Here is a 20,681-nt window from a genome sequence, read left to right as displayed (position 1 = left end):
TTTGCGCTTTTTTTACGCTGTAGATGTTTCTTAACTCAGAGTTAAAGAAATCTAACTCTGGGTCTCAGGATATGCACTGGCGGGGGTGAATGCAAGTCAGGGTTACACCCGGCGAAGCGTGTAGTGCATGACCAACGGCGTTGGACTGCGCAGCCGGATCGGCCCGCCACAGGCGGCTGACCGGCGAAAGCAGGGGGGCTTTGCCGGTATAATTATCGGCATTGAATTCCACTATGCATTTACACCCGGATGCATTTAGCGATTGATTAAGTGCCTTATGAATCAAGATCTTAGCGACCAAATCGAACGTTGTCATGCAACCCGGTAAAGCCCCTAGCCTGAGTCTTACCCGCAGCGAATTTGCCGCTGTGCGGGCCTATGTGCAAGGCATGCCGGCCGCCATGGTAGCCGGGCGCTACCTCGTTGACGACAACGACGACGATGACGCCGGTGGCGAATCCGCCTTGCGGCTGTTGCTCGGGCTGCGCGACCGCATGGTGCAGTTGGCGCACCTGCATAGCCGGCAGGATCTGGCTGAACTGCTGGAAGGTGGCCCCGGGCGCTCCAACCGGGGCATGGACCGCCGGGTCGAAGCGCTGGCCGAGCTGGAACGGCTTGGTACTGCCCAGCCCCGCGCTGATCATGGCATCGAGCTCTGGTTTTCCCCCGCCCTTGCAAGGCGCTTGCGGGCACAGAAGATATCTAATCTGCATATTTTGGTGGATCTTGCCAACCGCCATGGCAATGCGTGGTGGCGTTCGGTGCCCCGCATCGGCGCCCTTGCCGGAGCGGCAATCAACCGGTGGCTGGCCGATCATCGTGATGTCGTCCGGGATGAGCGGGGCGAACCTTTGCTGCGGGACCACGTTTTCGCGCGGGGCCGCCTGGCCGAAACCACGCTTGGCCCGCGCTTGCGCCAATTGGTGCCATTTGAGCTGATGCGCGAAGAAGAATCGGGTACGGCGACAGCGATTTCGCCTGATAGTGATCTAAGAGTCTCTTATAAAAGCGATCTCGTCGCCGTTCGGGCTTGGCTCGCAGCGAATCAGGCGCAGCAAAGTACCTGGCTGGCCTACCGCAAGGAGGCCGAACGACTTTTGCTCTGGACGGCGATGGAGCGATGCAAGCCGCTGGCCATGCTGGATCGGCAGGATCGCCAGGACTATTTGGCGTTCCTTCGCCATCCTGCTCCCGTGCGATTGTGGGTCGGGCCGCGTGCGCCAAGGGAGTCGGCGGCATGGCGCCCGTTCACCGGTCCGCTGTCGGAGAGCAGCGTGCTCCATGCTTCGCGCATCCTGGGCGCGCTGTTTGAATGGCTGCAAGACCAGGGACATGTGGCGGAGCACGTCTGGCAGCCCGAGAGCCAATCGAAGAGGATGGCGCTGCGCATGGCTGTGCCCGTGGGCGCCGGGACCACCCTCGAGCCCGAATCGCTGGCCAGATTCCTTGCCTGGCTAGCGGCCCAGGGCCGGGATCCCGAAGGCATTCGCTATCGCGCCGCCGAAGCAGCAGTTCGCTTGTTGCAGGAGCAGCCCATCGGATTTGCTAGCCTGGCGACGTTCACGCGCGACAAGCTTGGCGAGCACGAAGAAGTTGGTACGCATGAAGAAGTTGGTACGGCCCCTGCCGGGGATGGGCCCCGCGAGGGGGAGGGTCTTAGCCAAGCTGCTCGCAGCTCACTGGAGCGTCACTGGCACGACCGCGGGCTGGATTGGAGCAGACAGGCTGGCCAGCCGATCGTGCTCGTCGGCCCTCCCCGGCTTCCGCCCACCGGCCGTGCCAGGCGCAAGGCGGAGAGGTCGCCGGGTGCAGGCTACTCAGTCAGGGGATTGCATGCCTTGCTGAGCCAGGTGATCGAACGGTATCGACAGGCCGAGGATGCCGAGTTTGCGGCCCGCTCGCCGCGCGACCTTGCGGGGCGAAGAACCCGGGTGAAACGTATTGAGGCGGGCGGGGCGGGAGTCATGGCCCCTGAGGCTTCCGGGGCCAGCACCGTGGATCATGTTCATGTCGTTCCGGCCCTGGAGTGACCGGGTGGGGTGGGTGATCGCTGCCCTCCCCTCTCAACTATGGCTATGCAAGCTGTCAGCTAGCGGTCTTTTCCAGGCCGAAGCGCGCCTTGAGGGTCTCGACCAGCGCTTCGCGTGCGCCTCGGTCGCTCACTTGCACGTCCAGCACCACGCGCCCGGAATCCCACTCCTTGATCGTGCCCAGCAACTGCCCGGCGTCGCTGCGGATCTTGTACTGGCGGCTGATCTCCTTGATCTTGCGTGCCTTGCCTTCTTGCGCGTGCTTGCGAATCGCCTCGACCTCACGGCTGGACAAGCCCTCTGCCATGATGCGCGTGGCCAGGTCCCGTGTGCGGTCCTCTCCAACGATCTTGCAATAGAGCGTCAGCTCATAGCCGGTTGCAATCCCGATTGCGCTGGGACGCTCACGCATGACGCCCAGGACCGATTCGGGCAGCCTCAGCAGCGCCAGTGTCTTGTTAACCGTGCCAGCTGACATGCCTGTCAGTTCGCAGATGTCTTCCTCTTTCTGGACCTTGCCTTCGTCCAGCAGTTGCCGCCAGGCAATCGCGTTGTCCAGCGCCGACTGGTCGGACCGTTGCTCATTGAGCAGGAACGACAGCCGGTAGAAATCCAGGTCATTCAGGTTGCTCTCGATGAAGCATTCCATCTCGAGCTTGCCCGCGGAGGCCAACGCCCGCTTGCGGTAGTGGCCATCGATCAGGATGTAGTGCCCCGGCCGGGCCGGATCTGGCGTAGCCAGGCCCGGTGTTTTCTGGCCGTGGGTGGCAATCGAAGCCGCGCGTTCCTGCACCACTACAGGGTCGTAGATGCGGCGGGCATTGAACGGATTGTCGTGGAGCTGCGCCAGCGGCACCTTCAACAGGATTCGGCCGCCTTCCTCCTCGGACTCACTTTCAGCGCTGAAAATGGGGCTCGGCTCTCGGGCGCGCACCTGGAGCAATCCGTTGGGGTGCTGTGAAATTGCCGCTTCGGCGCGGGCAAAGCGATCGATCGCGTCCCCTCGTGTTTTTTCTGCCGCCATTCCCGCCAACATGCCTGCCTTGAGGCTTTTCAATTTTGTTGCCATACCTAGTGCTCAATCAAAGACAATACTTCGTCGACCATCATGTCGACTTCCTGCACGGACTCGCGTGCGCCGGCCACGCCGTGCACGGTGCATCCAATCGCCTGGCATTCGCGAAACGGCGAGCGCGAACCGATCATCGATTGCATCAGCGGGATTTCCAGATCGTCCCCCAAAATCTCAATCGCCTGGCGCGCAATGGAAACACGCCGTTGCACCATGTTTGCCATGACGCGGATACGCAGCGTTTCATTCTGGACCTGAGCATGTTGGGCCAGGGTCTTGGCGGCCACCGCAGCCCAAAGGTCGGGAGGCGATGGAACGACCGGGATGATTGCCAGATCGGAAATCAGCAGGGCGCTCGACGGTGCAGCCGAATGTACTGCTGGAGGGCAATCGACCACGATGTAATCGTAGTCCTGGATGAATTTCCTGACTTCGCGGTGCATTGCGCCACCGGACGGCGCCAGGCCAATCACGGACGCAGGAAAAGGCCGCTCGTCGCTTGCTTGCGCGGCCCAGCGCGTTGCCGTGCCCTGCTCGTCCATATCGACAAGCATCGACCGCGCGCCGCGCAATCCGAGCGTACCTGCGAGATGCATGCTGACCGTGGTCTTTCCGCACCCGCCCTTTTGGTTGAAGACCGTGATGATTTTAGCTGGCACTACGACCTCTCTTTCAGCGCTGAAAGCGCGATTATCGCTAGCCGCAACTTTAGTCAAAGTGACGTGCTGGCTCAACTGTTTTTTGAATTTATATTTTAAATATAATATTAGAGAGAATATTTCGCGTTATGGAAACGAAAGATTTCCACTTGAAATGCGACACGGAATACGCCTAAAGTAGCGATAGTGCGTCTTTCGGCGCACATGACACAACTAGACAAACTGGTTATGATGCCCGCAACAGTCGAGTCAAGTCGTGTCACCTCGTCGGCGTCCGTTCGGTAACTACGAGAACTTAGCGTGCTTGAACGGTTGTTAGCGTTGTTTGCGTTGTGTACAAGAACTTGCTTCGAAAGGAAATTCACATGACAACCGGTACGGTCAAATGGTTCAATGAGACCAAAGGCTTTGGCTTCATTACCCCGGACGACGGCGGTGCGGATCTGTTCGCGCACTTCTCCGAAATCCAGGGTTCGGGCTTCAAGACGCTCAAGGATGGTCAGCGCGTCACGTTTGAAGTAAAGCAGGGCCCGAAGGGCTTGCAGGCTTCCGCCATCAAGCCGGCCTGATCTCACGAATCACGCCGAAATCGCAGACTACGTCGGGCTCTAGGGCCTGACGTGGTAGGTAAAGCAAAAGGCAAGCGTTTCACGCTTGCCTTTTGTGTCTTTTGCGATGCGACAACGTCTGCTCTGCATCCAGGCCCCTTCGCGCCATTTCCAGGAGGCCCAACGAAAAACCCGCCAGCTCATTCAGCAGGCGGGTTCGGCAATGCATGCGCCCAGGCTCAGGCGAGCTTGCGAACGCTCGTACGGGAAGGTTGCAGGATCAGGGCCTTGGACGAATCCGCATCCACCTTGGCGCCAGGATAGACAACCAGCACATCCTTGAGCGCTTTGCGGAACAGCGCACGGAATTTCCGCTCACTTTCGGTTTCGGTGCCGAACTGCATCTGCAAGGCCTCCCACGGAATCTCGGTACGCCGCTGGATCGTGAAGAAACGGTAGGTCAGCCAAGAGTATACGTCCAGCGCGAACGGCGACTGCTTGAGTGCCTTCAGCGCGCGCATGTCGACCGGAACCGGCCGGTTAACCAGCTCATTGAAAAATGGCTCGGACAGCACCACAAAGCTCTCGAACATCGAGCCCTGCCCCGGCTGCATGGGATCCCACCAGGTCGACAGCTGGTCTGCCAGCAGATAGCCGACGCGATCGATCGAAAGCGGCTCATGGCTCTGGTTCTGATTCTGGCTCGGCGTGGACTTGTTCTGAACGATGGCAATGGTGGCGGAGAACAGGCGGATCATCTGCTGCCGCACCAGCGTCATGGTGCCGCGCTTGCCACCTGTGGCCATTGGAATGCCCAGGTTGTACATGAACTCGGACAGCGAATTGCCCAATGAAATGCGGCGGTCCTCGACCGTCCCGGTAAACTCGCCGCGCTTTTTCTTTGCCATGATCTCCTTGCCGATCCAGGCAAGCATCAGGCGCGGATAGGAGCCATAGGGATAGCCGAGCGAAACCGTTTCGGACACCAGTTTCTGGCGACCGTTGCTGGCCTTTTCTGAACGCTGCTGGGTGAAATACCCGGGCTGGATCATCAACGAAATATTTCCGCTGGTCCGCGTCCAGACGGGTGGTGCACCCTTTGGCGCCCGGTAAGGCAAGGTGACCTGCACACTGGCCCGGCTCAAAAAGCCGACTTCGCCACTTTGCCAGGCATCTTCCCGCTCCATGGCCTGGGCTTCGTCGAACAGGCGCTGGAATTTCTCGGACGGAACCAGACTGTTCTCGTCGCCGGGAACGATGATGCGGGAGGGCTCACTGTCCATATCGGCTGGACCGCGGGACCCAAGGATGGTCTGGTTGCGTTTGATGGGCATATTGGCGTGCTTCGGAATACACGACTTTTTACGCGAAGCAATCCGCCTTGTCACGCAGAAACGGGTTCGGTAGACGAATTTCCTGCAATGCCGCGTGTTTTGGGTGTGCTGGGTCTCATGGCTGATTGCATGGTGGGCTACGGTGGGCAATCCCGAAGGGTTGTCCACGGGAGGCCAGCCATCAGCTACCGGTAAACGTTAAGAGTATGGGTTAACTACTTGTAAACCGTATACGGGAGACCCAGGCCCTTGATTCGCATGAGGAAAATCACCCTCTGCGAACCCGATTCTGCGTGAAACCGTACTCGATTCTGCGAAGTGCTGTACCAGATTCTGCGGTATACCGAACCCGTTTCAGCGCAAAGCCCGAACCGGTTTCTGCGTGGATAACTCCCTGTTCCCACAGGCTTTTCCACAGCTGGGGACACCAAAAGCGTACCCGTTTCTGCGCGCGCCGAGCGCCTTTCATCACGTATACCGCGTAAACCGGCATTCCGGAGTAGTTATCCCCGCAGAAATTGGTACGCCCCCCCAGGTTTACCAAAGCCCTTCCTGCTGCCTTGCGTACCCAATTCTGCGTGGCGAAGGCCCCTTCCGTTCCATTTGCGTACCCAATTCTGCGCTGCGGCATTTGAAAACCGGCTTTCGGGGGTTCGCCGACCCGCAGCGTACCCGTTTCTGCGGCGTACCCAATTCTGCGAACCCGCATTCAGATCCGCGCGGAGCCAAAAACGTACCCGTTTCTGCGTGCTCGTTGCGACCTCGTTTTCCGCCTCGCGTACCCGTTTCTGCGGCCTTAGAACTAGTTATCTGGTGCAGAAAATTCTCTTCTTTCTATTATACACAAGACTTATATCGAAAGCGAGTGCTTGCACTCAAAAAGAGCAAATAAATAAAAGGACTTTTGCAGACGTACCCGTTTCTGCGTAAGCCTCTGATCGGGCTGGCGCCGGCGCGAGAATCTGCGGCGAGCACCGGTCAGGTGTGCGTACCCGTTTCTGCGGCCGTGGCAGGGCCGAAAATGGCGCTATGCGTACCCATTTCTGCGGGAAAAGGGCAAAGTCCTTGCGGGGCGAGGACTTTAGGAGGGGAGGAGACGTGGAATGCGGTCGAGGGGCCGCGTGAAGGGGCCGGCTGAATACCGGAAAACGCGATTCCGGCCATCGCGCGTACCCGTTTCTGCGCGATTTCAGGTGTTTGAGCTACTGGGGCGATGAGAAGAAAAAAAACTTGGCGTACCCGATTCTGCGTTGTGATATTGCGTCACTCAGCCCCTTGCGAGAGGCCCGCGGAGGTGCTCACAGCGCCCGAATGCCGACGCGCGGTGGAATTTCACGCCATGCGTACCCGTTTCTGCGTGCCTGGCTGCTGCCTGACGTCAGGAGAGGCGACTACGGGTTAAAGAAATCACGGTTCCTGGAGGGTGCGTACCCATTTCTGCGCGGGGATTCGGAGGCTTTCTGGAATCGAAATGGTCACAGAGAGCGGGGCGTACCCGTTTCTGCGTGCTTTTTGGGGGGGAGACGACGTTGCCAGGTGGGATCAGCGGCGCCGTCCCTGCGGCGATTCCGCTGCGATGCAGGATCCGCGCGAGGCCAGGAGGATTGCCGGACAAAAAAAACCCCGCCTCGAGAGGCGGGGTTTTCCTGACTGGGCGCACCCCTAGTGGGGTGCCAGTCTACTGCTTACAGCGGCGTGATGTTCGCAGCTTGCAGGCCCTTCGGGCCGTTCTTGACTTCGAACGACACGCGTTGGTTTTCCTGCAGCGACTTGAAACCGTCGGAGCGGATTTCAGAGAAGTGCGCGAAGAGATCGTCACCGCCAGCGTCCGGCTTGATGAAACCGAAGCCCTTGGCGTCGTTGAACCATTTAACGATACCGGTTTGCATGGTATTGCTTTTCCTGGGAAAAATTTAAAAGAAACGGATAGCTCACGCATATCCGAGCAAAGCAACTCAAGGAAAGGACACCATGGACAACGGAAGTACCATGACGGTGGCTAACGAATGTGCTGTTGCCTCGTCGCTTGAATCTAGCGGGGTTTATACGGCGGATTAGCGTCAGCGTCAAGGTAGGGTCATTCTGGATGTCTGCCTGGATCCACTGCGAGCCATCGTCGGGTCATCACGTTTTTCAGATGATTCCTATTCGCCGCTAGTGCTGCATCGAGGCGGAAATTGCCCGACAGTACGCTCGGCAGGGCCTGTGTGCACGGCACGCAACCCCAGCCGCATGTGCATGCCAGAAACACGGCCGCGACCACGATAACAGGAAACCCCATGCCGACACAGGAACCCATCAGCCAACCCGCGCCACCCGCCGCCGCCGGCACTTCGCTGGCGGAACGCTGGTTCAAGCTCAGCGAGCACCAGACCGACGTGCGTACCGAGCTCCTGGCGGGGCTGACCACGTTCCTGACCATGGCGTACATCATCTTCGTCAACCCCAGCATCCTGGGCGATGCCGGCATGCCGAAGGACGCCGTATTCGTCGCTACTTGCGTGGCGGCCGCGATCGGCACGTTCATCATGGGCCTGTATGCCAACTACCCGATCGCGATGGCGCCGGGCATGGGACTGAACGCCTACTTTGCCTACACGGTCGTCAAGGGCATGGGATTTCCCTGGGAGGCCGCGCTGGGCGCCGTCTTTATCTCCGGCTGCCTGTTCCTGCTCGTCACCTTGTTCCGCGTGCGCGAGATGATCGTCAATGGCATCCCGCACTCGATCCGGGTGGCGATTACCGCGGGCATCGGGCTCTTCCTTGCCATCGTCGCGCTCAAGAACGCCGGCATCGTCACCGCAAGCCCCGCTACCCTTGTCACCATTGGCGACCTGCACCGGACCCCTGCCATCCTGGCGATCGTCGGCTTCTTCGTGATCGTCGCGCTCGACCACCTCAAGGTCAAAGGCGCCATCCTGATCGGCATCCTGGTGACCACCCTCCTTAGCTTCGCAGTGGGCGATAACACCTTCCATGGCGTGTTTTCCGCCCCGCCCTCGATAGCGCCGACCCTGTTCAAGCTGGATATCTCAGCAGCACTGTCGATCGGCATCATCAACGTTGTGCTGGTGTTCTTTCTGGTCGAGCTGTTCGATGCCACCGGCACTCTCATGGGCGTGGCCAACCGCGCCGGGCTGCTCAAGGCGGGCAAGATGGACCGGCTGAACAAAGCGCTGATGGCCGACAGCACGGCGATCATGGCGGGCTCGTTCCTGGGCACTTCCTCCACCACCGCTTACATCGAGAGCGCCTCCGGCGTGCAGGCAGGCGGGCGTACCGGGTTGACTGCCGTCACCGTGGGCGTGCTTTTTCTCGCATGCCTGTTCATTTCGCCGCTCGCGGGGACCGTCCCGGGCTATGCCACGGCGCCGGCCCTGCTTTACGTGTCCTGCTTGATGCTGCGCGAACTGGTGGAACTGGACTGGAGCGATGCGACCGAGGTGGTGCCGGCCGTGCTGACCGCGCTTGGCATGCCTTTCACCTATTCGGTGGCCAACGGCGTGGCCTTCGGCTTCATCACTTATGCAGGGCTCAAGCTCCTGACCGGACGTGCCAGGAGCGTCCCGCTCATGGTCTGGATTATCGCGGCGGTCTTCATCTTCAAGTTCTATTACCTGCCGGGGCATTGAGCCTGGCGCCCGCTTGAGGGACCGCATTGGCGAGCGTCTGCCGGGTGACGAGAAAAGCGTACCCGTTTCTGCGCGTCCAGGCGTGGCCCTCCTGTCCTTCCCTCCGGACGGCGGCGTACCTGTTTCTGCGTAGCCGGCGCACACCGCGGGATAAGACTCGCGTACCCATTTCTGCGCGGAATGTAAGTGACCAATTACCTCGTGTGGCAGAATGTGTGTACCAAGATGCTCATACTAAAGGATGATATTCGGCTGAGTACCCATACTGAGGGCTGGACAAACTGGCCTAAATGCACTGAACTAGAGGCGTGGCAGATTGCGGGGCGCTTCAGGGCGCCCCTTCTTGACTCCGGCACTCCGGGGCCGCGCCAGCTGGCTCAGCGCCTTCAGGCCTGCAATAGCGACAACAACAAGTCCACCTCAAGTAAGAGGGCAGGGACTGAATGAGCAGACCATCGCCAAGATGGCTTCGCCACCACGAAAGGAGCGCGCGGAGACACGCCCGCCCGACAAGAGCAAACAATAAGACTAAACAAAAGTGGTAATCGCGAACGTGTAGTGCCGGGGGTGTTGTTCAACGGGGATCAATCATGACTGCAGGAGAAATCCGGCGACCCGCCATGGGGCCCATCAGCGAGTCCGCCAGTCTTTCCATTCACCGTGCCTGGGCGGCTTTGGGAGAAGCCGCAGCCGAGCCACCGCGCCGAAGCCGCGTCAGCGAGCGCGGCGACCCTGCCGCCACTACCGTCGAAGCGTTCCTGAGCCAGGACCAGGCGTTGCCGGCCTACGTGCGTGCCGCGATCGAACAGTTGCTGCAGCGGCAGCGATCGATGGATGGCGAGCTGTCCCGCCAGCGCGCGCTGCTGCAGGAATGGATTCTCAGCCAGTTGACCTACAAGGCGCTCTATTACCGGTATTCGGGGCAATCGCCCGAAGCGCCACGCACTGAGTTGATGCGCGAAAAAGACCAGGTGCGCCGGCGTATTCGCGACCAGCTCCATGCCGGCAGCGACCACACCGCCATTCTTGGCGAGCAGTCCCGCAGTCTGTCCAAGCCGTAATGCCGACGTTGCGCGTGGGGGAATCCCCCCAACCGACTCAGCTTGACCGCACACAGCGCCCGCACGAGAGCGGGACCGCGGTGCAAGCCGGAATAGTCAAGATGCTCAATGTCAGGGAGAACGTTATGGACCGACTGTGCAAGGCGGCGACACGCACCGCACAGGTGTTGGTCGTATCTCGCCACGAACCCTATGGATTTGATCCGGCCCAGTTCGGCTCCGGCTGGGAGATTCGCCACATCCAGCAGATCCGGGACCTTAGCCGGGTGGTGCGGGGCAGCGCGCCAATGGCTGGCGTGCTCGATCTCGAGACCGAATACAGCGATGCCGAGCTGATGCAGCTCGAGCAGAGCTTGCAGTACCTGCACGTGATGTGGGTGGCGATCACGTCGTCGCGCATGCTGGAGGACGAGCGCGTGAGGCGGCTGATACGCGACTACTGCGTGGACTATGTGCGCACGCCGTTTTCGTTCAGCGAACTGCTCTACACGCTTAAACATGCCCACGGCATGGCCTGCCTGCATGGCGCGCGCAGCCACGAACTGGTCGGCCACGGCCCCATGATCGGCGAGTGCGCGGTGATGCGTAGCATGTTCCGCTCGCTCGCCAAGGTCGCGCACAACGAGGCGCCCGTCTTTATCTCCGGCGAGTCCGGCACCGGCAAGGAGCTGGCGGCGCAAGCCATCCATGAAGCCTCGAGCCGGCGCAAAGGCCCGTTCGTGGCGATCAACTGCGGCGCCATTCCCCCGCACCTGGTGCAATCCGAGCTGTTCGGCTATGAAAAGGGGGCGTTCACCGGGGCCAACCAGCGCAAGATCGGCTGGATCGAGCAGGCGCAGGGTGGTACGTTGTTTCTCGATGAAATCGGCGACCTGCCGCTGGAAAGCCAGGTCGCCCTGTTGCGCTTCTTGCAGCAAGGCACCATCACCCGGCTCGGCGGGCACCAGTCGATTCCGCTGGATCTGCGCATCATCTCGGCGACGCACGTGGACCTGGTGGCGGCGCAATCCGACGGACGCTTCCGTGCCGACCTGTTCCACCGGCTATGCGTTCTGACCCTGTCGATCCCGCCGTTGCGCGAGCGCGGCGAGGACATCCTGCTGCTGGCCAACTCGGTGCTTGCCGAGCATGGCCACGAGGCCCATCGGCGCATTCGCGGATTCTCGCCATGTTCCACGCAGGCCATGATGCAATACGAGTGGCCGGGCAATGTACGTGAGCTGATCAACCGGGTACGGCGCGCGATCGTGATGACCGATAACCGCAAGATCACCGCGGAGGACCTGCAATTGCACGGCGGCAGCGACTCGCCACGCAAGACCCTGGACGCGATCCGCGAGGAGGCGGAACGCGAGGCGATCCGTACCGTGATGGCGAGCCACGGCTTTCACGTGGTACCCGCCGCGCGCGAGCTCAACGTCTCGCGTGTCACCTTGTACCGGCTGATGCACAAGCACAATATCCGGATTGAAGCGCATCCCGGCGCCGGCGAATAGCCGGCCAGCGAAGGACAGGCGGGCTGCGGCCCGCTTTTCTTGTCCGGCCTTGGGGCGCTCAGAACGTATAGGGAAAACGCAGCGTCACCGTGTAGTTCGGCGCATCCGGGGTGAGTCCGAGGCCGATCGCGGTGCTCACAGACAAGCCTTTGGTGATCACGTGATTGAAGCCGAATGTCATGGTGGCTACGTTGGCCCGGCTGCCGATCACAGTCTGCGTGACACCCGCGGTGGTGACTTGCGTGCTCGATGAGATGGCAGCATTGAAGGCCATCGACATCGACGTGCGGTCGTTGAGCGCGAGCGCGAGGCCGCCGCCGAACCCAATGGTGTCGCCCAGTTTCACATCGGCCGGCGTGACTTGTCCCTGCACCGAGGAGATATCGCTCACCGAGCGCTTGATGTTGTAGGTGTAGCTGGCATTGACGAACAACACCACTGGGTCATAGGTCTTGAGCAGCGACAACCCGGCCGTCACGGCCCATACGCCATTGCCCGTGGGCAACTGGTCGGCGATATTCAGGTTGTTGTTATTGGCATTCGCCGACACCAGCTTGATGCCGAACGGCGAGCGCCCGGTGGGCGCGCGCACGCGGATGCTGCCGACCACATCGGGCGCGGCGCCGCTTTCGCGCAGGAACTGGTAGTACAGGCCCATGCTGATATCGCCCGGCGCCGTCGTGCTCAGCGTGGCATCGGACAGGCTCGAAGCGGAGCCGCCCGCACCGCCGGAGATGAAGTTGGTGTTGCGGTACATCACCGGCAGATCGAAGTCCATCGACAGGCGGTCGGACAGGCCGTAGCGTGCGATGGTGTCGTACGTGAGCGTGTGCGACTTGGTCTGGTTGAGGTTGATGGTGCCGAGGAAGATGGCGTCCAGCGCCAGGAAGCCGGACAGCGACAGCGCGCGCCGGTCGTAGTAGCTGTAGATGAAGCCGCTGTCGATGGTCAGGCGCCGCTCGAACAGTGGCGCATGCTCGCTCTGGTAGACCAGGTCTTTGCTCTGCACGCGCGCCTGTTGTTGTGTCTCGCGCGCGTCCGAGCCCACCACCGGCGTGTCGCCGGCGGGCGCTGCGGTGGCCGTGCCGCCCGCGGCAGGGCTTGCGCTTTGTGCCAAGGAGGGAACGCCGGCGGCGGTCATTCCGCCACCGGCGTTCCCGTTGGCACTGCTCCCCGTTCCTGCTACTACCCCCCGCCCGCGCGCCCCGACCATTTCCAGGTCGTTCAGGCGCTGTTCGAGAGCCTTGATGGTCTTGTCTTGTTGCTCGACCAGTTTTGTCAGCCGTTCGATCCGCTCGTCGGCGCTGGGCTGGACGCTGACCTGCGCCCACGCGCCGGCCGAGATCAGCGTACCCGCCAGGGTACCCATCAGAGCGAGTTCGGTCTTCATCTTTCCCCCCGGAAATCTGAATGGGCGCGAAGCGGGTGCGCCAGCCCTGCGTATGCTGGATTATCGTCGCATCGTGGCGATCGCCGCTAGTGCGTCCCGCATGCTGGATTGCGTCAGTTGCCGGATCGTCAGTTGCTGCACCTGCAGCGTAATGTTGGTGAGGTTGAGCACTTGCTGCGCATCGCCCGTGATGCGTGCCGCCTGCATCAGGCTGCCGCCTTGCGCATTCTGCGTGGCGCTGCCCGCGGCCGACTGGATGGCCAGCGACACGCCGCCGCCTGGCGCGACCGTGGCGCTGGCGGTGATGCCGTTGCCGTGAGCCACTTGTGCTGCCGGGTTGCTGCTTGCCACGCTTGCCGTGGGCGCCGCCGCGATGGGTGTGGTCTGGGTCGTGATGGTGCTGACGTTGCTGGCCGAATTGCCATCGCCGGCGATCTGCGCGACCTGGCCCACGCCCGCCACCTGCACCGCGGAGCTGGCAGTGCCGCCATTGCCTTGCACATTGCCCGGGGCAAGGCTCTGGACGCGAGCCGACAGGCTCGCCGTGGCCTGCGCCACCGCACTGTTGGCGGCGAGGTTGGCGGCGGCGACGCGGGCGGTTGCGGTGGCGATCGCCGTATCGTTCTGCCAGCGTGAAACCATCTCCACCACAAAGCCGCTGACCAGGCTCGCGCCCAGGTACTTGCCGCGCACGCCGGCCATCTCCGCGTCGGAGACGAGCTCCGCCATTGCTGGCGAGGCCATCACGTCGCTGGCATCGTCAGCCGCGGTGGATGCTAGCGCAAGCGTTGGCGTGACCAGCGCCATGCTGGCGGTGCAGCTCAGGCAGAGGAGGCGCTGTGCGGTGTCCATGTCAGAAGTAGTCCATCCGTATCAGGCCAAAGTCAAGCGCCGCGGGCACCATGCCCCCGGCCAGCGCGGCGTTGGTCCGGTCGCGCAAGGCGGGCGCGGCGATATCGAGCAGGGGCGAGTTCGGATCGAACGGCCGGCCGACGATGGCGAACACCAGCCCGTTCCAGTTCGCCGCGAAATCCTCCTCCTTGATGATGCGGTTGCCCAGCGCCGGATCGGCTACGAACACGCGCCCGTCGATGGCCTTGCGCACCACCACGAAATGCAGGTAGCCGTTGACGTCGAGCAAGGTGATGACCGGGATCTTGAGTTGCCGCAGGGCGCTGTAGTCCACGCGGAACCCTCGCCCGCGCAAGCCCAGCGTTTCGACGTAATTGCGCATGTCGAGCATGGAGAAGCCGTTCTTGACCACGGTGTCGGCGTCGGAGATGCGCAACATGTCCTCGACGATCCTGGGCTCCGCCAGGTCATAGCCGTAGCCGTAGCGCAACAGCGTGCCGACCGCGGCCGCGCCGCAACTGAAGTCAAGCTGCTGGCGCATCATGTTCTGGTAGCGCATCTCGAGCATGCTCTTGACGGGCTTCCTGAGCATCGGCTGTCCGTCGATGTCGATCGTCATCGTGCTCTGACCATTGGCACTGAATGCCGCTGCCAGCAGCATGCATGCCCCGGTCACGCGGAATAGCGCGCGCATGACACTCCCCCTTGGGCGGGTTGAGCCGGCGACCCCCGGGTCCCGGCTCTCCTGCCGCGTTCGTGCTGTTGCCGCAATGCTCAGTGGGTCGCCGTGGAAATGGCGAGCCCGTTGCTCTGTGCGTTGCCGGCCCCGACGGCGATGTTCACGCCGATGTTGCCGACCGCATTGGCCAGGGCGCCCCCGTTGAGCGTGGCGGCATTGTTCGGCCTGCAGCCGCACATCGACAGGTCATTGCCGTAGGTGGTCTGGTCATTGGAAGCGGTTGCCTTGGCCAGCGCGCCGACGGGCTGCCTGCCGTCGCGGCCGCTGCCCATGTTGACCGAGGCCGCCAGCGCGTTGCTCTGCAGGTTGCCGGCGCCTGCCGCGATGTTCACGCCGACGTTGCCCTTGGCACCGGCCAGCATGTTATCGCCCATGCTGGCGCTGTTTGCGGCGCCGACCATGTGCATGCCGTTATCCCCGGTCTTCTGGCTGGAGAACACCTGCGCCGAGGCGAAGACATCCGACGCATCGATGCTGGCCAGCGCGGCCTGGTTGGACTGGCCGTTGCCCGCGCCCGCGGATATGTTCACGCCGATGTTGCCTTGCGCATTGACCAGCGCGTTGCCGCCGCCGAATGCACTGTTGGTGGACGGGCCGATACGCACGCTATTGTCACGCGCGCTTTGCTGGCTGTTGACCACCGCGCCCGATTCGGACCGGAAGTGGATATCTCCCCAGGCAAAGCCGAAGCCACGGACATAGATGTCGTTGCTGATCGCTGTCTGGCTGTAGATATCAGCGTCGTCCGGCCGGTCGAAGTAACTGAAGCCGCCCGCGAATGCGCTGGTTGAAAGCGCAATGCCCGCTGCGATGGCGAGGATTTTCGTTCTCATGATTTTCTCCTTCCCTGCTTAGAAAAAAGTGCCCGCCGGGGGACGGAGCACAAAAACGTTGGACGAGACATTCCCCGATCCTGCCGTCTGGTTCAGCTGCACCAGGCCCGTTGCGTTGCGGTAGGCATCTGGCTGGATGACTGCCTCGCGCGGACCCGTTGCGTGGCCCGCTGAACCCGGGCGACTTCCTCCGGCCGATTCCGCGGCTAGCAAGCCGTCGGAGATGGCTTCGATCTTTACGCTGGCGGCCGGCGCCAGCACTGCCGCATTGATTTGCACGTTGCCGTTGCCGCTGGCCACGTTTGCCGAAAGCAGCCCGCTGCCATTGGCGAAGGCACCGCCGCCGATCTGGCTGACGGCGCCTGTCGCGGGCGCGGTGGCGCCGGCACGCTGCAGCGATTGCACGTCCGCGCTGCCACTCGCGATGGCGGCCTGGTTGCTTTGCGCGTTGCCGCTGCCAGCGGCCAGGTTCACGGCGGCGCGACCGGCAACGCCGGTGAGCGCGCCGGCATCGATGCGGGTGCTGTCGGTGGCCGCACCCTGGACCTGCGCGTGGAGCGGCAGGCAGGCAAGCATCAGGCCGGCAAGCCAGGCAGCGTGATTGCCGCGTGTGGTGTGGACGCATGTCATGGCCGGCCTCCCACCGCGAGCGGCGCCAGTCCGTGCATCAAGGCGCCAGTCATGTTGCCGGTAGCCTGCGCGACCTGGCCGGCGATGCCGCCCGAAACGCTCCCAGCGCCACTGCCACTAGCCAGGCCCTCGATCTGGCTGGGCGCCAGGGCCAGCCGCCCGGTGGCGGACTGGCTGGCACCGGACACGGCGGCGCCGGCCGCGCTGCGGCCTACCGCGGCAGCGAGATCGCTGTCGGTCAGGTCGCTGGCGATGGCGGCGGTGGACTGCTGGAAACGTGCGGACGGAAACGGCTCGACAGCGGCGGCTATCGGCATGTCCCCCTGCGGTATGCCGCGATAGGCAATACGCGGCTCGACGCTGCGCAGAACGACGATATCGCCTGGGTCTGCAATCGCGGGGAAGGAAGCAAGGGCGGCGACAAAAGCTGCAAGACCGATGGCGCAGGCCGCGCCAGTCGATACGAACGCCTCCGTGCCGTCATTCGCGCTGGCGGCTGACGCATGGCTGAACTCACTCCCGCGTTGTAGGACTCGTCGCGTCATTTTTTTATGTCTCCCTGTGGCGAACAGAGCGACAAGCGTGCCAATACCCTGCAATTGAGCGCTGTCAACGGTTTGCGGGTGGTGCGCAAGAGCGCGCGGAAGTTCCCTGATAGAGGAAGAACATTTTGGTTGCAGCGCTGTAACGCGGCATTGCCGATGGCGCTGGATGAAAGCGATCGCCGATTGGGCGCGCGGCCATGCTCAGTCAGGCACGATGACGCGCCATGAGCGCTCGCAAGGGCAGGCCGGTGCTGGTTGCATCGCTGAAACAGGGCAGGGGCCGGCAAGTGTGCCGCCCCGTCTTTGGTATCGGCGGCAAGGCGGGCGGCCCAGGCCGTTTGCGTCTCGTCTGCGCCGCTTTACGCGCGTCGCCCGGCGCGCGGCTCTGTACGCAGAAACGGGTACGCTCCGGGCTTGCAGGAGCGTGATGCCTGGGTCGGCGGCATTGGCCTGGGCGCGCCGTTGCGAAGCTGTTGGCGCTCAGGCCGGCAGCACGGGCAAGGCTGATGGAGCGAGGGGTGCCTGCGCGGTGCCGGAGGCTTGCTCGGCCAGTGCACCGGAGATGGGCTTGGGTCCCGGCTGGCTGCGTTCGCAGCCGGCGGCGGCGAGCAGGCCGAGCGCCAGGAAGACGGCGGTGCCAAGGCGGCGGAGGGATTTCCGGTTCATGGTGCCTCCTTCTGGTTGTCGAAAGGTTGTGTGCGGGAGGACGGTACCTGGACGGCTGGTGCTTGCGGCCAACCGCCCCGGTGGCGCCGGTCACCCGCAGCGAGACGGCGCGTAGCCGTCTTCAGTCTAGCCGGTCACCGCCCGGACAGGGCCGGAACCCGGGGCGCGAGCCGCGCCCGGGCGGCTTGGGAAAAGCGCGGGATGGGCTGTATCATGAACCTTGGAACGGATAACAAAACGGGAGAAGGCTTCATTGGAGTCCCATCATGTTGCGCTACGCCGTGGTTTTCTTCGTCATCGCCTTGATCGCGGCCGTGTTTGGCTTCGGCGGCATCTCCGCCGCGGCGGCGGAGTTCGCCAAGATCCTCTTCATCATCTTCCTCGTGCTGTGCGCGGTGTCGTTGATTTGGGGCCTGAGCAAAGACCGGGGCTAGGGCAGGTCGCCGGACCCTTTAGTCGCCCAGCCACAACGGGATCCACGCTTGAATCCAGCCGATTCCCCCGACCAGTCCCTGGACCGCACGCCGCCCAAGCAACGCGCTCGCGGCATCGGCCATTGGCTGCCCGATCGCCATACCGCTACGCGCACGGCCAGGGTGGTGCTGGCCGCGGTCAGCGCATGGCTGGCGCACCGAGCCGCCAGCAAGGGCGCGGCGCTGTCCTTCTATATGCTCTTCTCGCTGGCGCCAGTGCTGGTGCTGGTGATCTCGATTGCCGGCATCTTTTTTGGCGCGGAAGCGGCACGGGGCGAGATCTTCGCTCAGATCGACGGCCTCGTCGGTGCCCAGGGCGCGGCTGCCATCCAGGAAATCCTTGCCGCCACGCACCGCTCGGGTGGTGGCGGGCTGGCCGCGGCCATCGCCACCGGTATCTTGTTTGTCGGCGCTACCAGCGCCTTCGCGGAACTCAAAGGCAGCCTCGACGAGATCTGGGAGACACCGGCGCCACAGGGCGCCGGCTGGCAGCAATTGCTGCGCGCCCGCTTGCTCTCGTTCAGCCTGGTGCTGGTGCTGGCCTTCATGTTGCTGGTGTCGCTGATCGTCAATGCCGCGTTGGCGGTAGTCGACCGGTTTTGGGGTCAGATGTGGACGCAATCGTGGTTTGCGCCGGTGGCGGACGTGCTTTCAACAGCATTTTCATTTGGCGTGGTGACCCTGCTGTTCGCCGTGATCTTCAAGATGCTGCCCAATGCCCGCATCGCCTGGCGTGACGTGGTCATGGGCGCCATCATCACCGCCCTGCTGTTTTCGGTGGGCAAGCGGCTGATCGGCCTTTACCTGGGCAATAGCGCTGTGGCTTCGTCCTATGGGGCTGCGGGTTCTGTGGTCGCACTGATGTTATGGGTGTACTATTCGGCACAAATTTTCTTCTTCGGTGCCGAGCTGACCCGCCAATACGCGCTGCAATTCGGCAGCTTGCAAGGGCAAAGCATCAGCCCGCCGCCCGATCCGCGCGCGGCCGGTCCCGCGAACCGGTAAAATACGGCCCGATTCCCTTCGTGCATGCCCGCAGTGCCCGGCCCCCGACCGCAAGCTGATGGTCGCGCCGGCCCCTGGCGCCGGTCCGCTGCGCCCCGGGCCCCTTTTCCATCTTCTGTTTGCCGAATCCACTGCCGTGAGCTCGCTCGTATCCGAAATTGCGCGTCGTCGCACCTTTGCCATCATTTCGCACCCTGACGCGGGTAAGACGACCCTGACCGAAAAACTGCTGTGGTTCGGTGGCGCCATCCAGGTCGCGGGCGAAGTGCGCGCGCGCAAGGCCGACCGCCACGCCACCTCCGACTGGATGGAGCTGGAAAAGCAGCGCGGCATCTCGGTGACCTCGTCGGTGATGCAGTTCCCGTACCGAGAGAACATCATCAACCTGCTCGACACCCCGGGCCACGAGGACTTCTCCGAAGACACCTACCGCACGCTGACCGCGGTGGACTCCGCGGTGATGGTGATCGACTCGGTCAACGGCGTGGAAGCGCAGACCATCAAGCTGCTCAACGTCTGCCGCCTGCGCGATACGCCCATCATCACCTTTATCAACAAGCTCGACCGCGAAGGCCGCTCGCCCATCGAGCTGCTCGACGAAATCGAGGACGTGCTGAAGATGCAGTGCGCGCCGATGACCTGGCCGATCGGCATGGGCAAGGCCTTCCGCGGTGTGTACCACCTGATCGACGACCGCGTGCAGCTGTTCGACCCGCACGGCGAGAAGGGCACCTCGGCCATGGTCCAGGGCCTGGACAACCCGGAGCTGGACCGCGTGCTGGGCACCCAGGCGGAAGAGCTGCGCATCGAGATCGAACTCGTGCGCGGCGCATCGCATGCCTTCGACAAGGACGCGTTCCTCAGCGGCAAGCAGACGCCTGTGTACTTCGGCTCGGCCGTCAACAACTTTGGCGTGCAATCTCTGCTCGACGCCTTGTGCGAGCTGGCGCCGCCGCCGCAGGGCCGCAATGCCGAGTCGCGCGCGGTGGAGCCGCAGGAGCCCAGGTTCACTGGCTTCGTGTTCAAGATCCAGGCCAACATGGACCCGCGCCACCGCGACCGCATCGCGTTCGTGCGCGTCTGCTCGGGCCGCTTCGAGCGCGGCATGAAGGTGCAGCATGTGTCCACCGGCAAGACCATGGCCATCAATAACGCCATCACCTTCATGTCGCAGGACCGCAATACGACCGAAGAGGCTTACGCCGGCGACATCATTGGCGTGCCCAACCACGGCACCATCCGGCTGGGCGATGCGTTCAGCGAGGGCGAGGCGCTCAAGTTCACCGGTATCCCGTCGTTTGCGCCCGAGTTCTTCCGCCGCGCGCGGCTGAACAACCCGCTCAAGGTCAAGCAGTTGCAAAAGGGCCTGCAGCAGCTGGCGGAAGAGGGCGCAACGCAGATGTTCCGCCCGATCGCCTCCAACGACCTGGTGCTGGGCGCCGTCGGCATCCTGCAGTTCGACGTGGTGGCGCACCGCCTGGAGCACGAGTACGGTGTCGACGCGATCTTCGAGTCGCACGACTGCGCCACCGCGCGCTGGCTCAAGGGCGACCCCGCGGAGATCGAGAAGCTGATCGAGAAGGCGGGCCACAATGTGGCGCTCGACGGCGCCGGCGACCACGTCTACCTGGCGCCCAGCATGGTCAACCTGCGCCTGACGCAGGAGCGCTTCCCCAAGCTGCAGTTCATGGAGACGCGCGAAATCGTTTGATTTTC

General features: G+C 62.8%; 19 protein-coding genes. 8 read left to right on the top strand and 11 right to left on the bottom strand.

Features of this window, described 5'->3' with window-relative positions:
• The first annotated feature begins 314 nt into the window (after positions 1-314).
• Positions 315-2,030: a phage integrase family protein gene (locus tag AC1RQC_RS14735; protein WP_492883799.1), complete on the top strand. Its 1,716-nt coding sequence runs from the start codon at positions 315-317 to the stop codon at positions 2,028-2,030.
• A gap of 55 nt (positions 2,031-2,085) precedes the next feature.
• Here AC1RQC_RS14735 and AC1RQC_RS14730 read toward each other — a convergent pair whose 3' ends face one another.
• Both AC1RQC_RS14730 and AC1RQC_RS14725 read right to left on the bottom strand, forming a co-directional pair.
• Complete coding sequence (locus AC1RQC_RS14730) at positions 2,086-3,099, bottom strand: ParB/RepB/Spo0J family partition protein (RefSeq protein WP_492811135.1); 1,014 nt, start codon at positions 3,097-3,099, stop codon at positions 2,086-2,088.
• A 2-nt stretch (positions 3,100-3,101) separates the two neighbouring features.
• Positions 3,102-3,761, bottom strand: coding sequence for an AAA family ATPase (locus AC1RQC_RS14725; RefSeq protein WP_006159055.1), 660 nt, complete (start codon positions 3,759-3,761; stop codon positions 3,102-3,104).
• Positions 3,762-4,126: 365 nt separating this feature from the next.
• Between AC1RQC_RS14725 and AC1RQC_RS14720 the strand changes: the two genes are divergently transcribed.
• Positions 4,127-4,330, top strand: coding sequence for a cold-shock protein (locus AC1RQC_RS14720; RefSeq protein WP_043352637.1), 204 nt, complete (start codon positions 4,127-4,129; stop codon positions 4,328-4,330).
• Between the two features lie 218 nt (positions 4,331-4,548).
• On the opposite strand, the gene AC1RQC_RS14715 is transcribed toward AC1RQC_RS14720, so the two are convergent.
• A complete protein-coding gene (locus AC1RQC_RS14715) occupies positions 4,549-5,643 on the bottom strand; it encodes a replication protein RepA (RefSeq protein WP_174425750.1) in 1,095 nt (364 codons plus the stop codon).
• 1,685 nt (positions 5,644-7,328) lie between these two features.
• Positions 7,329-7,532 carry a cold-shock protein gene (locus AC1RQC_RS14710; RefSeq protein ID WP_006159057.1) on the bottom strand — a complete coding sequence of 68 codons (204 nt, stop codon included), beginning with the start codon at positions 7,530-7,532 and terminating at the stop codon, positions 7,329-7,331.
• A 390-nt stretch (positions 7,533-7,922) separates the two neighbouring features.
• On the opposite strand from AC1RQC_RS14710, the gene AC1RQC_RS14705 reads away from it, so the two are divergent.
• From AC1RQC_RS14705 to AC1RQC_RS14695, 3 genes are all read left to right on the top strand, one after another.
• Positions 7,923-9,275, top strand: a complete 1,353-nt coding sequence (locus AC1RQC_RS14705; RefSeq protein WP_492883797.1) for an NCS2 family permease — start codon at positions 7,923-7,925, stop codon at positions 9,273-9,275.
• Between the two features lie 590 nt (positions 9,276-9,865).
• Positions 9,866-10,336, top strand: coding sequence for a hypothetical protein (locus AC1RQC_RS14700; protein WP_492371907.1), 471 nt, complete (start codon positions 9,866-9,868; stop codon positions 10,334-10,336).
• Between the two features lie 125 nt (positions 10,337-10,461).
• Entirely contained in the window at positions 10,462-11,832 is a 1,371-nt protein-coding gene (locus tag AC1RQC_RS14695) for a sigma 54-interacting transcriptional regulator (RefSeq protein ID WP_441632568.1), read from the top strand.
• Between the two features lie 58 nt (positions 11,833-11,890).
• Here AC1RQC_RS14695 and AC1RQC_RS14690 read toward each other — a convergent pair whose 3' ends face one another.
• The 7 genes from AC1RQC_RS14690 to AC1RQC_RS14660 form a co-directional block, all read right to left on the bottom strand.
• Positions 11,891-13,222 (bottom strand): transporter, encoded by a 1,332-nt coding sequence (locus AC1RQC_RS14690; protein WP_492811129.1) that lies wholly within the window; start codon positions 13,220-13,222, stop codon positions 11,891-11,893.
• Positions 13,223-13,282: 60 nt separating this feature from the next.
• Positions 13,283-14,074, bottom strand: coding sequence for a hypothetical protein (locus AC1RQC_RS14685; protein WP_492811127.1), 792 nt, complete (start codon positions 14,072-14,074; stop codon positions 13,283-13,285).
• 1 nt (position 14,075) lies between these two features.
• Positions 14,076-14,768: a C39 family peptidase gene (locus tag AC1RQC_RS14680; RefSeq protein WP_492371910.1), complete on the bottom strand. Its 693-nt coding sequence runs from the start codon at positions 14,766-14,768 to the stop codon at positions 14,076-14,078.
• Positions 14,769-14,848: 80 nt separating this feature from the next.
• Complete coding sequence (locus AC1RQC_RS14675) at positions 14,849-15,646, bottom strand: FapB/FapC family functional amyloid domain-containing protein (protein ID WP_492811125.1); 798 nt, start codon at positions 15,644-15,646, stop codon at positions 14,849-14,851.
• Between the two features lie 18 nt (positions 15,647-15,664).
• Positions 15,665-16,276 (bottom strand): FapB/FapC family functional amyloid domain-containing protein, encoded by a 612-nt coding sequence (locus tag AC1RQC_RS14670; protein WP_492371912.1) that lies wholly within the window; start codon positions 16,274-16,276, stop codon positions 15,665-15,667.
• Positions 16,273-16,821 carry a FapA family amyloid fibril periplasmic chaperone gene (locus AC1RQC_RS14665; RefSeq protein WP_492371913.1) on the bottom strand — a complete coding sequence of 183 codons (549 nt, stop codon included), beginning with the start codon at positions 16,819-16,821 and terminating at the stop codon, positions 16,273-16,275. The genes AC1RQC_RS14670 and AC1RQC_RS14665 overlap by 4 nt, the downstream gene beginning before the upstream one ends.
• 480 nt (positions 16,822-17,301) lie before the next feature.
• The gene (locus AC1RQC_RS14660; protein ID WP_492371914.1) at positions 17,302-17,487 is read right to left on the bottom strand and encodes a hypothetical protein; all 186 of its coding nucleotides are present in this window, start codon (positions 17,485-17,487) and stop codon (positions 17,302-17,304) included.
• Positions 17,488-17,753: 266 nt separating this feature from the next.
• Here AC1RQC_RS14660 and AC1RQC_RS14655 point away from each other — a divergent pair, with 266 nt between their 5' ends.
• The 3 genes from AC1RQC_RS14655 (at position 17,754) to AC1RQC_RS14645 (ending at position 20,676) form a co-directional block, all read left to right on the top strand.
• Entirely contained in the window at positions 17,754-17,921 is a 168-nt protein-coding gene (locus AC1RQC_RS14655; protein ID WP_492371915.1) for a DUF1328 domain-containing protein, read from the top strand.
• Positions 17,922-17,999: 78 nt separating this feature from the next.
• Positions 18,000-18,965 carry a YihY/virulence factor BrkB family protein gene (locus AC1RQC_RS14650; protein WP_492811182.1) on the top strand — a complete coding sequence of 322 codons (966 nt, stop codon included), beginning with the start codon at positions 18,000-18,002 and terminating at the stop codon, positions 18,963-18,965.
• A gap of 136 nt (positions 18,966-19,101) precedes the next feature.
• Positions 19,102-20,676 (top strand): peptide chain release factor 3, encoded by a 1,575-nt coding sequence (locus AC1RQC_RS14645; protein ID WP_492371916.1) that lies wholly within the window; start codon positions 19,102-19,104, stop codon positions 20,674-20,676.
• Positions 20,677-20,681: the final 5 nt, after the last annotated feature.

Source organism: Cupriavidus sp. GW822-FHT03E04 (assembly GCF_058801495.1).
This window is presented reverse-complemented; position numbering and strand designations above follow the sequence as displayed.

Excerpts from the sequence above, each read along its gene's own strand:
- AC1RQC_RS14735 (WP_492883799.1), top strand. The coding sequence starts at position 315 with ATGCAACCCGGTAAAGCCCCTAGCCTGAGTCTTACCCGCAGCGAATTT.
- AC1RQC_RS14705 (WP_492883797.1), top strand. The coding sequence starts at position 7,923 with ATGCCGACACAGGAACCCATCAGCCAACCCGCGCCACCCGCCGCCGCC.
- AC1RQC_RS14700 (WP_492371907.1), top strand. The coding sequence starts at position 9,866 with ATGACTGCAGGAGAAATCCGGCGACCCGCCATGGGGCCCATCAGCGAG.
- AC1RQC_RS14730 (WP_492811135.1), bottom strand. The coding sequence starts at position 3,099 with ATGGCAACAAAATTGAAAAGCCTCAAGGCAGGCATGTTGGCGGGAATG.
- AC1RQC_RS14715 (WP_174425750.1), bottom strand. The coding sequence starts at position 5,643 with ATGCCCATCAAACGCAACCAGACCATCCTTGGGTCCCGCGGTCCAGCC.
- AC1RQC_RS14690 (WP_492811129.1), bottom strand. The coding sequence starts at position 13,222 with ATGAAGACCGAACTCGCTCTGATGGGTACCCTGGCGGGTACGCTGATC.
- AC1RQC_RS14655 (WP_492371915.1), top strand. The coding sequence starts at position 17,754 with ATGTTGCGCTACGCCGTGGTTTTCTTCGTCATCGCCTTGATCGCGGCC.
- AC1RQC_RS14720 (WP_043352637.1), top strand. The coding sequence starts at position 4,127 with ATGACAACCGGTACGGTCAAATGGTTCAATGAGACCAAAGGCTTTGGC.
- AC1RQC_RS14675 (WP_492811125.1), bottom strand. The coding sequence starts at position 15,646 with ATGAGAACGAAAATCCTCGCCATCGCAGCGGGCATTGCGCTTTCAACC.
- AC1RQC_RS14695 (WP_441632568.1), top strand. The coding sequence starts at position 10,462 with ATGGACCGACTGTGCAAGGCGGCGACACGCACCGCACAGGTGTTGGTC.
- AC1RQC_RS14710 (WP_006159057.1), bottom strand. The coding sequence starts at position 7,532 with ATGCAAACCGGTATCGTTAAATGGTTCAACGACGCCAAGGGCTTCGGT.
- AC1RQC_RS14670 (WP_492371912.1), bottom strand. The coding sequence starts at position 16,276 with ATGACATGCGTCCACACCACACGCGGCAATCACGCTGCCTGGCTTGCC.
- AC1RQC_RS14680 (WP_492371910.1), bottom strand. The coding sequence starts at position 14,768 with ATGCGCGCGCTATTCCGCGTGACCGGGGCATGCATGCTGCTGGCAGCG.
- AC1RQC_RS14660 (WP_492371914.1), bottom strand. The coding sequence starts at position 17,487 with ATGAACCGGAAATCCCTCCGCCGCCTTGGCACCGCCGTCTTCCTGGCG.
- AC1RQC_RS14665 (WP_492371913.1), bottom strand. The coding sequence starts at position 16,821 with ATGACGCGACGAGTCCTACAACGCGGGAGTGAGTTCAGCCATGCGTCA.
- AC1RQC_RS14685 (WP_492811127.1), bottom strand. The coding sequence starts at position 14,074 with ATGGACACCGCACAGCGCCTCCTCTGCCTGAGCTGCACCGCCAGCATG.